Origin of the sequence: Cytobacillus oceanisediminis 2691 (assembly GCF_007678455.1) — a bacterium.
Lineage (GTDB): Bacteria > Bacillota > Bacilli > Bacillales > Cytobacillaceae > Mesobacillus > Mesobacillus oceanisediminis_A.
On sequence record NZ_VEEP01000010.1, the window covers coordinates 148,858 to 161,653 of the forward strand.

At 40.2% G+C, this 12,796-nt stretch carries 11 protein-coding genes; 1 reads left to right on the forward strand and 10 read right to left on the reverse strand.

The genetic code is table 11. The features are described 5' to 3' along the window. From FS736_RS24455 to FS736_RS19285, 7 genes are all read right to left on the reverse strand, one after another. Positions 1-1,785 (reverse strand): CsxC family protein (locus tag FS736_RS24455; protein WP_186326854.1); only part of this gene is annotated, 1,785 nt, incomplete at its 3' end. Positions 1,786-2,229: 444 nt separating this feature from the next. Beyond that, the gene (locus FS736_RS19260) at positions 2,230-3,675 is read right to left on the reverse strand and encodes an anti-sigma factor (protein WP_144480342.1); all 1,446 of its coding nucleotides are present in this window, start codon (positions 3,673-3,675) and stop codon (positions 2,230-2,232) included. Further along, positions 3,641-4,198: an RNA polymerase sigma factor gene (locus FS736_RS19265; protein WP_144480344.1), complete on the reverse strand. Its 558-nt coding sequence runs from the start codon at positions 4,196-4,198 to the stop codon at positions 3,641-3,643. Before FS736_RS19265 ends, FS736_RS19260 begins: the two co-directional genes overlap by 35 nt. Before the next feature lie 298 nt (positions 4,199-4,496). Beyond that, a complete protein-coding gene (locus FS736_RS19270) occupies positions 4,497-5,258 on the reverse strand; it encodes a Nif3-like dinuclear metal center hexameric protein (RefSeq protein WP_144480346.1) in 762 nt (253 codons plus the stop codon). Between the two features lie 156 nt (positions 5,259-5,414). Further along, complete coding sequence (locus tag FS736_RS19275) at positions 5,415-6,074, reverse strand: DUF429 domain-containing protein (RefSeq protein WP_144480348.1); 660 nt, start codon at positions 6,072-6,074, stop codon at positions 5,415-5,417. A gap of 30 nt (positions 6,075-6,104) precedes the next feature. After that, the gene (locus FS736_RS19280) at positions 6,105-6,722 is read right to left on the reverse strand and encodes an HAD family hydrolase (RefSeq protein ID WP_144480350.1); all 618 of its coding nucleotides are present in this window, start codon (positions 6,720-6,722) and stop codon (positions 6,105-6,107) included. A gap of 457 nt (positions 6,723-7,179) precedes the next feature. Then, positions 7,180-8,286: a glycerophosphodiester phosphodiesterase gene (locus tag FS736_RS19285; RefSeq protein WP_144480352.1), complete on the reverse strand. Its 1,107-nt coding sequence runs from the start codon at positions 8,284-8,286 to the stop codon at positions 7,180-7,182. A 394-nt stretch (positions 8,287-8,680) separates the two neighbouring features. Between FS736_RS19285 and FS736_RS19290 the strand changes: the two genes are divergently transcribed. Then, positions 8,681-9,628 carry a metallophosphoesterase gene (locus tag FS736_RS19290; protein WP_144480355.1) on the forward strand — a complete coding sequence of 316 codons (948 nt, stop codon included), beginning with the start codon at positions 8,681-8,683 and terminating at the stop codon, positions 9,626-9,628. Between the two features lie 442 nt (positions 9,629-10,070). On the opposite strand, the gene FS736_RS19295 is transcribed toward FS736_RS19290, so the two are convergent. The 3 genes from FS736_RS19295 to FS736_RS19305 form a co-directional block, all read right to left on the reverse strand. Then, the gene (locus tag FS736_RS19295; RefSeq protein ID WP_144480357.1) at positions 10,071-10,544 is read right to left on the reverse strand and encodes a DUF1203 domain-containing protein; all 474 of its coding nucleotides are present in this window, start codon (positions 10,542-10,544) and stop codon (positions 10,071-10,073) included. Positions 10,545-10,589: 45 nt separating this feature from the next. Beyond that, positions 10,590-11,141, reverse strand: coding sequence for a bifunctional transcriptional activator/DNA repair enzyme AdaA (locus tag FS736_RS19300; RefSeq protein WP_260983663.1), 552 nt, complete (start codon positions 11,139-11,141; stop codon positions 10,590-10,592). A 355-nt stretch (positions 11,142-11,496) separates the two neighbouring features. Further along, a complete protein-coding gene (locus FS736_RS19305; protein ID WP_144480361.1) occupies positions 11,497-12,411 on the reverse strand; it encodes an EamA family transporter in 915 nt (304 codons plus the stop codon). Positions 12,412-12,796: the final 385 nt, after the last annotated feature.

Genomic DNA, 12,796 nt, shown 5'->3' on the forward strand with positions numbered 1-12,796 from the left:
GTCCGGTCCCGTTGGCCCTGTTGGTCCTGTTGGTCCTGTTGGTCCGGTCGGTCCAGTTGGCCCCGTTGGTCCTGTTGGTCCAGTCGGCCCTGTTGGCCCTGTTGGTCCAGTTGGTCCTGTTGGTCCCGTCGGTCCTGTCGGTCCCGTCGGTCCAGTTGGCCCTGTTGGTCCTGTTGGTCCTGTCGGCCCGGTTGGCCCTGTTGGTCCTGTTGGTCCGGTCGGTCCAGTTGGCCCCGTTGGTCCTGTTGGTCCGGTCGGCCCGGTTGGTCCCGTCGGCCCGGTTGGTCCCGTCGGCCCTGTTGGCCCTGTTGGCCCTGTCGGCCCGGTTGGCCCTGTTGGTCCCGTTGGCCCCGTTGGTCCCGTCGGTCCTGTTGGTCCTGTTGGTCCCGTTGGTCCTGTTGGTCCTGTTGGTCCTGTTGGTCCTGTTGGTCCCGTTGGTCCTGTTGGTCCCGTCGGCCCTGTTGGTCCGGTCGGTCCAGTCGGCCCCGTTGGTCCTGTTAGTCCGGTCGGCCCGGTTGGTCCCGTCGGCCCGGTTGGTCCTGTTGGTCCCGTCGGCCCGGTTGGTCCTGTTGGTCCCGTCGGCCCGGTTGGTCCTGTTGGTCCCGTTGGCCCCGTTGGCCCCGTTGGTCCCGTTGGTCCTGTTGGTCCTGTTGGTCCTGTTGGTCCCGTTGGTCCCGTTGGTCCCGTTGGTCCCGTCGGTCCTGTTGGTCCAGTCGGTCCGGTCGGTCCGGTCGGTCCTGTTGGTCCTGTTGGTCCCGTTGGTCCCGTTGGTCCCGTCGGCCCGGTTGGTCCCGTCGGTCCTGTTGGCCCTGTTGGTCCCGTCGGTCCGGTTGGTCCTGTTGCACCTGTTTCTCCAGTCGGTCCTGTTGGTCCTGTTGGTCCCGTTGGCCCGGTTGGCCCAGTTGGTCCTGTTGGCCCGGTTGGCCCAGTCGGTCCCGTTGGCCCCGTTGGTCCTGTTGGTCCCGTTGGTCCTGTTGGTCCCGTCGGTCCGGTTGCTCCGGTTGCACCTGTTTCTCCAGTCGGTCCTGTTGGTCCTGTTGGTCCCGTTGGCCCGGTTGGCCCCGTCGCACCTCCGCCAATTGGGACTTGTTGTTTCTGAAGCAGTTTGATTGTAAACCTGACGATCATCTTTTCAACGATGTTCCTAAAGGTTCCTTCGAATATTGCTCCCTCTTGTAACGTTACCCTGTCTGTAGCTTCATCCCATTCTATAATACGGCTGGACACCAAGTCACAGTATGGAAGTTCATTATAGTGCTGAGTACTATCTTGGTGAAATTGTGAAAGGTCGCTCGTTAGCAGTTCATCTTTTTCAGGAAACCCTTCCAGTAATGGTTTCTTAATCAAAAAATCAAATTCACTGCGCTGGTTGAATTGGACGTTTACTGGACGAGTAATGAACTCCCTAATTGGAGTTGAACACTCAAAAGGAACTTTCACGGTAAGTGATCGGATATTTGAATCAATAGACTTCCGCTTCCATCCCGTTGGTGCTGCAGCGTATCTAATATTTTTTTCCACATATCCTTTTATGAATAGCTGATTCGTTGGCACCAGAAGACGACATTGAACAAGGACTACTCGTTTTTTGATATCCTTGATTTCCAAGACATCCTCCGGAAAGGTAATATCAGCTGTAACCGAGGTACTAACTTCAATCTCAGCTAAGACTACAGGTACCTTGCTTATCCTGGCATCAAAATTTACGTCTGGTTCTACGTTTCTGTTTGAGCAGCTGTTGATATTTGCTGAAAAATCCTTCTTGTGATTCTCTTTATCTCCCAATAATCTCACTCCTTTATTTTTTATTGAGAACACAATATATTATGGGAATTTATTCATAGGGGATTGGACTATTTATGCAAAAACAGGAAGCGTTGGGGAAATTCCACTTATGCCTTAGTTGGAATCTTTAAGGGAGGAAAAGTTTTATAAACAATCTTCAAATAAATTTATTTAGAAATATCGTTATTTCACATAACATGAAAAAACGTAAAAAATAACCCGTTCCTTTTTTCCTTGGGATATAAATGATATCTTTATTCACATTACAGTTTTATAAATTTTTTAAAAAGTAAAAAAGGCAACTCCCACACTGGGTCAGTTGCCTTTTTTGTATAATGTTTTGCTACATATTTCACCTGTGCTGATATAATATGACAATACATGGAATGCAAATGAAGTTTACATGCTCTAGAATGGCCATTCTTGTTTGTATGGTGTCGGCTGCTATTGACGAAGATCAATCCACCAACGATCTTTCGCATTCATATTTTCAGTACTGCCAACTCCACTATAATGGAAAGCATCAAGGAAGATTGAATCCAGTTTATCCTTATCAACAAAATACCCTAAATTTATCTTCTTCGTTTGGCCTGGTTGGATAATGCCAATATTGTAAAAGCTTTTTCCTCTTCCGTGAGGTTCCAAATAATCAACTTCGCCCGTCATAATACTTTCTTCGTTAATTCCAGTTTTTCCATCATAGTTCCATGCATTGTTTTCAGATCGAAGTATTCGTAAAGACGGGTGCATGTAGATTTCTTCGGTTGCCTGTTTACCGGTATTTTTCACTGTTGTGGTCAAGTAAACAAATTTAGGGTTAACTAATTTTGACTCTATTATTTCGTCAATTGAATCTTTACCATCTCCAACTTTATAAACATCCCGCTTGTAAGGCAAGAATGTCTTAGTTTCATCAATAGCCTTATTCTTACTCAGAACTTGTAGTCCTACCTCATTAAAGTTACCTTGTTTTAAATCCTTAATTGAATCAAAGACTTCAACTTTTTCTATAACATATTCAATCCTGTCTTTCTTGCTTGTGGAACCAGTAACTATCTGTTCTATTGTTACCGGAACCTTTTGTCCTACACGAAACAGTTGCTTGCTGTCCTTTTTCAAAGGAATTACCCTAGGTTCGGTTGAATCCTCCAATTTGTTTAAATGCGAACTATCATAATCTGCTATATATGATGCCAATTCTTTTGAAGTTGTCTCAAGAGAAATATTCTCAATGACCTTCACCATCTGTTCTTCGCTTACATCTTTTCCTATATAACTTTCTAACATGATTCCCTCTTTCTTAAATAAGAGAAATACCTGCCTGTTAAAGGCTAAATTGTCGTTTCCAGTGTCCTTATTAACAATCACAATTTTCCTGCCATTGATCTCTTTTTCTTCGTAGTTGTTTGAGTACAAAGTTTGAAAATCTGACTTTTCTCCCAACCTCCAAAGGATGAATGAAAACCCACCTTTGGCATAGTTATCTTTAAAAGAGTATTTCATTGCAGTCTCATCGATTGCCTCCATATTTTCCGGCAAATAATTGAGTTTTAATTTGTACCAATTGTTATTCTTTGAGGCATTATTTGTTACTGATAAATTTACTTCATAATTTTGTTTTTGCACAATCATATCATAGACTTTAACTGCCCCAAATGCGGTAGTTGGAATGCCAATCAATAAGCAGGCTACGGTGATTAAAATACGATTCCTTTTGCGCCTGGCCTGCGGCTGTTCACCTTTCATCTTGATTTCCTGCATAAACAACCTTTTCCTGCGCAGGTATGTATGTGAAAATTCATGATGTTCTTCCAGTTGTTTTTCAAAATCGTCCATAGCAATTTTTTCAGCTACTTCATCCATTCTTTTTAAGTTTTTTGAATTCATCACTCTGTCTACCTCCTAAAATAGTCAGTATACTTTTTCGAGCCCGTTCAAATTGCTTGCGGACATTCGCTTCAGTGATTCCTATTAACTCGGAAATTTCATGATAACTCAGGTCATAGAAGACTTTGTATTTAAAAACAAGTTTGTAAGGATTCTTTAAAGTTGTTAACAACGTATCAATTTGGGCTTCAGAGATTACACCCTGTTCCCAATCTTTAATATTCTCATTTGCTGCTTCTGTCGTCTCTTTTTGATATTCATCCAAGATTATTCCAAGCCGTTTGTTTTTCCTATAGCTATCAATTGCCTTGTTTTTTGCAATTCTCAATATATAACGTTTAAGCTCTAGCTTGTTCAAACAGTGGACTTTATCTATATGCTGATAGAGAGTAATGAACGTTTCTTGAACGGTGTCTTCCGCCTGCTGAATATTATTCAAAACCGAATATGCCAAATAATAAATTTTCTGTTCATAGAGGTCGTATAACTCTTCCATCTTTTCATAATCCTTGTTGGGATCATTCATGTTACTGCTCCCTCCTTTCACTCTTTATAACGAATGCACCTAAGCTTTTGTGACACTCTATAATAAGAAAAGAAAAAAACGGTTCTTCCCTCCAACCCAGGGGCAGAAGTATCAGATCAAATAGCGGAATTTCTTGCTGCTGAAAGAGCCTTATCCCACCAAAGGATAAGGCTCTTCTATTATTCCAGACTATTTTCGCCACCGCTTACAATGAAGGTAGATGGTATATGTGCACGTATATACGATGACAAAATCACTTTAGGCTCCCTTTGGATATAGGTCGGGGATGGCTTTTGTTTTATTCTATATTCGCTTCATAATGCTCTTCATTAAGTCTAACTGCTTCAAGCCCTTTTACGTTTTCAATCAATTTCATGGCCAGGCTTTCAATTCCAAAAAGTTCTGTAAAAGTATGACTTCCAATGACAAGATTGATCCCTTTAAACTGAGCATATTGAATCGTATACAAATTACACTCACCTGTAATGTAGACATCGCACTTATCTTCAACTGCTTCCTTAAGGCAGGCAGTTGGCGCTCCGTTACCACAGACTAAGCCCACTCGCTTTACCTTATTGTCATTAAAGCGCCAGTATTTAACTGGCTCTTCAAGCAGATTCTCCATATTTTTCACTAAATCATTTAATTCGATTTCTTCTGCGTACTCTGCGACTCTGCCAAAGAATAACCCTTCCCATTCGTGGGTTCTTTTTACAATTTCTAAATTTAATTTTTCTAATAAACTATCATTTGTTCCAAAGTTACTGTCATCAAGCGGCAAGTGATTATAGTAGTGACTGATACCATATTCCGCTAGTTTTTCGATGCATGCCACTTTTAATCCATATATTTCATCCCAGGCATCGTGGTGTGTCACCATCATATCAACACCATGAAGTCTTGCTTCCTCTATGGTTTCAAGGGTGAGGTTCACACAGTAGCCTACCTTTTCAACTTTTTTATCTGCATGATATGTAAGCCCGGATTCCATTGAATAAATTTCATTATTTGTTATATTGAACAGGGCATTAATTCTTTCAGCAACATTTGCAGCATCCATTTACTTTTCCTCCTCAATTCCATCATATTTTTTCTTCATTTTTTATTAATACCTTGGTTGTAATCTAAGATGGATAAGTTGAAGCAACTGATGAATAAGGAATACCAACTAACAAACCTGGCGTATTTCCAATACATACAGCCAACTACGCTGAATTTAACAGCAATAGTCATAAGGATGCAGCGGAGGAGAAGCCCGGTAAATCCATTTTGGATTATGGGCAGGATCCTTCCAATGCCATGCACCTAACGCAGCTGCACATGCATCGATGGAATGGCTTTCTCTTTCGATTTCAATAGGTAATTGAGCAAGTCCCTGCTCCATAAGCCAATTTCGGATATAACTTCTAGCTGATTGTTCTTGTTTGTAAGCCAACACAAATTCAATATTTTGTTTGGACAGTCTTGATCCAATTACGGCCCCTGGATGGACTTCTACTAAAGAAATGGGATTCGCAGTATTTAAATTCTCTATTTCTCTACTAAGCTTTATTCCTCTTAAAGTTAAATACACCATTCTATTAAAGGTTGGCGGCATGATGGACCCTGATCTCATCCCTAAATTCACAATAAACTTTCTTAGTTCCCGGTCACTTTTTCTATCTCCGCCACCGTCTTCATAGGATAATGGTGCATCAATTCCGATTGTTACCTCATCTAATTGACTTTGCTCAAAAATCTCGTTCAATATGTCCTGATCACTCATATTATTTGCCCACTTAACCAATTGCAGGTGGTTTCCCTTTTGGTTAAAAATAGTGAGGACTGTATCCTTATGATTTCTTGGACCTGATAAGTCAATTCCGATTACTCTCATACAAAACCCTCACTTTCGTCATTACAACTGCTAGCATAATCTTAAAAGTTCTTCAAAGCTTTTAACTTTCATATCATATTCACTTACTTGGCCAAATCCGTATTCAGCATATATAAAGGGAATGTTAGCAAATCTGGCTGCATCTAAATCACCTTGAGTGTCGCCCACATAAACTGGATTTGATAAGTTGTTTCTCTCAATAATTAATTTAATATTTTCACCTTTTGACAAACCAGTTCTGCCTGGGTTTTCAAAGTCCAAAAAATACTGATCAAGCCTATGATACTTATAAAACGCTTCTATGTAACCATCCTGGCAGTTACTGACGATGAATAGTTTGTATTTTCGAGAAAGCTCTTTTAAGACATTCTCTACATTGTCAAAAAGAACCCCTCCGCTTTTTTCTATGACAGAATGTTCTACTTCGCAACAATCTTTTATTATTTCTTGACGCTCATTATCATTAAGGGTAGGGAAGAACTTCCTGGTTATTTCATTCATCTGTAAACCCATCGTACCTTCAAAGTCTTTCCGGGTTAATTCACTATTTAAGTGATTACTTTTTCTTATAACGCTGTTCCAGGCACTAAGGACCGTATCTATTGGATCCCAAATAGTTCCATCCAGATCAAAAATAATGCTATCCAATTCAGATCACTCCCATTTATGTTAACCCTCTCCTTCAAGGGCTTCCAAAGACTCATACCAATATATCACACCAAAAGATGGAAATAAAACATACTGCTAAAAGAGCCTTATCCTCCAAGGGATAAGACTCTCTAATTTCGAAACAGCTTCACAGTAAGTTGATTGTATATGCCAATACAAAAGGTGCTTGGTGAGTTTACACCTTCATCAAAATAGCACCCTTGCCTTCAGCTAATGGTTTGTATATCCTAACTCCCATAGCGGACTCTTACCGCCAAGTTAATGAACCTGCCTGGCATACAAAAAACGACGGGAGCATTTCCCGTCGTGAGTAACAAGAGATTAAAAGTAAAAGATAAATAGATTCAAAACTTTCTAGCTAGGAGCTCAAATCGCCTTGAATTAAGATATTCAGCACAGGCGCTTTTAAGTAATGGGTTTAGCTAAGATTTTATTTTTACTCAAAGTCCTTGGGAGCCAAGTAGTTCTTAGGCAGTTCCATGCTATGCTGCTCCATGACCTTACGAAGCATGTCCGGGTAGTCGGTGATGATCCCGTCAACGCCGTCATTGATAAGCTTATTCATCGTCGGCTCGTCGTCTACTGTCCACGGTATAACCTTCATACCGTAATTATGCGCTTCCTGCACCATACTCTTAGTTACATAGGGTTCATAGTTCTCATCTGTGACTTTGCCATTCTGCGGAAAACCGTGTACAGGGGAGATGGCATCTGCACCGAATGAGTGGGCAGCGGCAACAAGGTCGCCACTAAAGTCGTCAATATCAATTCCACCCAACCAAGGAGAGGCACCAGGCTGTCCAGGCTGGAGGAACTGCGGACCGTTAGTCAAAGCGACGATAGGCAGGCGAGGCTCAACCTCACGCATTCGCATAAGTGCGCCCCAGTCAAAGCTTTGAATTGACACCCGGTTAATCATCCCTGCCTCGCGAACCTCCCGGGCAACAATCTGTACGAATTCTTCACGTGGAGCAGTCTCCTCAGGTGCCCCGGCCTCCACTTTCGTCTCGATGTTCATCCACACTTTGTTTGCGTGGTAGAACTTGACAAGATCAAACACCTCGCTAAGCAGAGGCATCTTTGCTCCAGGACTCAGCTCCTGCCCCGGGAATTGCTGCAGTTTAAGAGAGCCACAGTCCAATGTACGCACCTGGTCAAGGGTAAGGTCCTTTATGTATTTTCCTACGTAAGGATATTCAGGATCTCCTTCGATGGCCGGTCCTGTGTCCTGGCACTTGGCACCTGATATCTTACGGTCGTGCGTGACAACAGCTTGATGATCCTCGGTGATCTGCACGTCGAGCTCAAGGGTACTCACACCGACTTCAAGTGCTTTGGAAAACGAGGCAATCGTTGACTCAACAGTTAGTCCAATTCCTCCGCGGTGGGCCTGCAGGTCGAACTCCTTTGGACCAAAGCTCTTTGAGTTATGTGACCAAGTCGGGTTCTCAGCCGCCGAAACAGACTGTGTTGATACCTGGCTGGCACCTGTACTCACCATCAGAGCAGCCAATGTTGCTAATATGAACTTTTTTTTCTTCATTCTCTCAACTCCCTTAATCTTGTAAAATAAATAACTATTATAAGTTTAGATAGGAGTTGTAAAATTTCATCTAGTATTATGATAATAAACCGTAAATAAAAACCAGTAAAATCCTCATAGGTATTTGGTCAATCAAAGAGGAACATAAAATCTCCCAGCACTGATTACTTCGACTTCTTGCACTTTCGAGAATCCTATAAAGCTATCTGTCATTTTACTCAGCAAAAAAGTAAAGATATAAAAGTACGGTTTTTTTTTAAGATTTTCACTGGATTTCTTTAATAAATCAAAATTTGGTAAAGAGATTGTTAATATAGCTTTTTCAAAATTTAAATAGTCTATTATTAGAAAGAATCACACATACTTCTTGCAGGAAAAGGAAAGGGGAATTTTTATGTTAAATGGACAAACAACAAAGAAGAAACTAGGAATAAACCTAAAAGGCCTGGTAACCGCTTCTGCACTTGCGATTTCCCTTGCTGCAGTCAGCCCCACAACTTCAGCGTTCGCAAAAACGGAAGAAAAGCCAAAATTTACATTTGGTATTGTACCGGATATTCAGTACTGTGACTGTACCGATAACAGAACCCGCTTTTACCGCAATTCGATCGACAAGTTAATGGAGGCTTCACAAACATTTAATAAGCAAGATGTAGATTTCACTGTACAAACAGGTGATTTGATTGACCGCAATATATCCAGCTTTTCAACCATTCTTCCATACTTCAACACAATTGAGGGTCCGAAATATCATCTTCTTGGCAATCATGACTTTCCTGTAACAACAGATCAAGTCGTTGATATCCTCGGCATGCCGAATCAATATTATGATTTCAAATACAAGAACTGGCGATTTATCGCACTAGACACCAATGACCTTAGCCTTTACGCAAATTCAGCAGGATCTGAGAAATATCAGCAGGCTGAAAAAATGTATACCGAATTAAAAGAAAAGAATGCCATCAACGCTCAAACCTGGAACGGCGGGGTAAGCGAAGAACAGCTAAAATGGCTTCACGATGTGCTTGAAAAGGCTGCGAAATCACATGAAAAAGTCGTTGTCTTCTCCCATATGCCTGTTTACCCTGAAAATGAGCATAATGTGTGGAATTCCGAAGCAGTAATGGCAGAACTCGAGGCAGCCGGCAATGTTGTTGCATTCTTTAATGGACATAACCATGCGGGAAATTATGAATATAAAAATGGAATTCATTATTTAAACCTTAAGGGAATGGTAGAAACCGCTGATACAAATGCATATTCCATATTAAAGGTTTATAAAGACCGTCTGGAAGTAGATGGTTTTGGACGTGAAACTGATCGCACTCTAACAATCCGATAAGACAGTAAACCTTTTTATGATTCAACCTTCCCGATTCTTTTTACTTGAGTGGGCATTAACAGTTCTTTCCTTTCCATAAAACACTGCGCTAAAGAAATAGAGATGGTCTTACGTCTCATTCGGGAAGCGAAATATCATTCCAATTAGTAAAGTATCGCTTCTTAAAGAGCCCTATCCGCCAAATGGATAGGGCTCTCTTATTTATGCTAATACAATTTCTACCACAGCTTCACAGTGCACTAAGAGTATATGACAACACAGGATGCTGGTAAGTTACTATCTCGTTTTGTCAAAATCCCCCCTCAACTCCAGGTCATCTCCACTCCCACCTGTCGTCTTTTTGCACCTCCTACATTGCCTTCTAAGCTCTTATTTACCTGTTCTCATATGGCAAGGTATAATAATGCTTATAGGATAATAGATATTTGCATTTCCAACTTTATTACACCCTATTAACAAGGCAGTTATAGCAGCCTGGTTTAGCATTAAGAATGTGAATATATTCTACTTCTTTATTATCAAAAATCCCATCTATATTTTCTCTCAAATTTACCCCTTCTATAACCCTTGCTTCTACAATCATTGAGTCAGTATTGTAGCCGCGTACGGAAAGATACCTATGGTGTAACATATCCGGAATTTCATTTACATCCAGCTTAGCGGTAGTTGCACCTTTTCGTATAAATATAGGCCCACTTGCTTTATAAGGCGAATTAACAGAATGATATTGGTAATTCAGTAAGATTACCTCTTCTCCTACCTCTGCATCCTTCAAACTTACCCTGCAGGGATATCCGGGCTTTTTTTTTGCGATCATTTTGACTGCCCCGATCCTTTTTAATGCTTCATCATTCAACAAAAATAGGTTATTAAATTCCTTCTCTGGTAACGCAATAATTTGAAAATTATTTCTCATATTATCCCTCCCTAGTTTTATGAAGCACTTCTTGAAATAACTATGTTACAGGCTCTTCATTCTGTATTCTTTTGGGGTCAACCCAGTTCTTTCTTTAAAACTTTTATAAAAGTTAGACATGCTTTTAACTCCTACTTTAAGCGCAACTTCAGTAATTTCTATGTCAGCATGTGTCAAAAGTCTGGTTGCTTCTTCCATTCTTAACTCAATAATATATTCAGATATGGTCATACCATAATAATGTTTAAATAATCTAGCTAGATGATTATTGCTTACACCAAGCTTTTCGGCTATTTTTTTACGATTAAGAGGCTCGTTATAGCTGCTAATAATTATTTCTTTTGCCCTTTCTATTAATTCTTTATTAGGTTCATACGTTGTTCCATTAAGATCAGGCCTGCACATTTTGCATGGCCTAAATCCATCTTTCAGTGCATCCTCTATATAATCAAAGAAAATAATGTTCTTTTTCAAAGGTGTCTTGGCCCTACAGGATGGTCTGCAAAAGATTCCAGTTGTTATGACTGCATAATAAAACAATCCATCATATAAATGATTACAGGCACTAACTGCTTTCCATTTTTCTTCGCTTGTAATAGACCCTCACCTCTCTATCTCACTTCTATTGTAATTATATATCTACATGTTCAAAAATTTCTTCCTGTTTTTCACCAACATATTCTCTCTCGAGCATGGCTGTTCTTAATTCGAATTTTATTGAAATGCCATCGCAAATATCCTAGTTTCTTCCTCATAGCAAGATTCTACAAAACAAAATCCCCCAAACCAACAGTCTGAGGGAACATAAAACATACTTTAATTTTTTAATTTAAAGGCTTAAAACCTTTGATACCAAACTATTTTAACTCTATTTGCGCAACACACTCTACAATCATTGATTGAATGGCAACACTTTAAGTTTTTAAAACCCCTTTATAGGAATATGTGATGTCTACATTTCATGGGCTAGTATTTCTTTATTAAAAGATTTACACTTCCCTTTGTCACTCTTAATATTTCCACTTACAATCCCAATTAAAATGAGTAATACTCCCACCCACTGAGTCCAGCTTATATGCTCCAGCAAAACGAATGAAGACAATGTAACGGCTACCGGAAGTTCAGAAGCTACTAATATGGTGCCAAGTCCTGGTCCAATATGCGGCATTCCAATTGAAAATAAAAGTGGCGGAAGAGCTACTCCAAACAAACCAAGCAGCAGCCCATATGGTGCCAAGTTCGATAACACAGAAACGTCGAATAGAAATGTTGGCGGATACAATGCAAAAACAACTATTAATGCACCAGTTGAAAGAAGAGCACTTTTTTGCACTGGCGGAATATCCTTCTCGACTGAACCACTCAAAAAAACCGAAGCAGTAAATGAAACAGCAGCAAGCAATCCCCAAATTCCCCCTTGCCATGAGGGAACACTTCCCTCTTGTAAAACAATATTTGCTGCTAAAACTGAACCAATTAAGAGAATGGTTATAGAAACAAGCTTTTCTTTGGAAGGCCTTTTCTTATTAAATATCCAATCAAAAACTGTACCAATCCAGACAAACTGAAATAAAAAAACGATGGCTAATGCAGCATCAAGTCTTTGAAGAGACTGGTAATAAAATAAAGATGTTAAGCCAAATGGAATTCCGGATAATAGCAATTTAGATGTTTGAGTAAAAGTAAATTTTATCTTTTTAGTAAATAGGAAAATGATCCAAATCAATACTGCTCCAAAAAAATATTGTCCACCTGTAACCTCAGGTGTTGAAAGGTTAGCTGAGTATGCAAATTTGACAAATGTTGATAATACTCCATAACAACTTCCTCCTATAAAAACAATTAATGCATAATGCCAATGTTTCAAAATCGTCCCCTCCTTTTTTACAAATAAAAAGCCACACAACTCCCAAAAAGGCAATTGTGTGGCGAAAATAGAGTTTCTCTAGAAAAATCCACAAACTAAAAAAAGTTTTATTATTCAATTCAGTAAAAGTATATAATCAGCCAAGTAAAATTGTCAACAAGTATAATGATGGTAGGATTCTCCGTAACATTTCATAAAAAAACACACACTCGGCAGCCCAGTTCAGAATACTTTCTAGTCAGCGAAGCACCTAGCCCGCTGCCTGCACCTGAAATAACGACAATAATAACTTCCAATAAAGACGGCGATATTCATATCCATTAAAGCCTCGTTAATCCTTTACAGGACATGTAAAGGCAACTCCAGTAAGGGTTAGTTGCCTTCT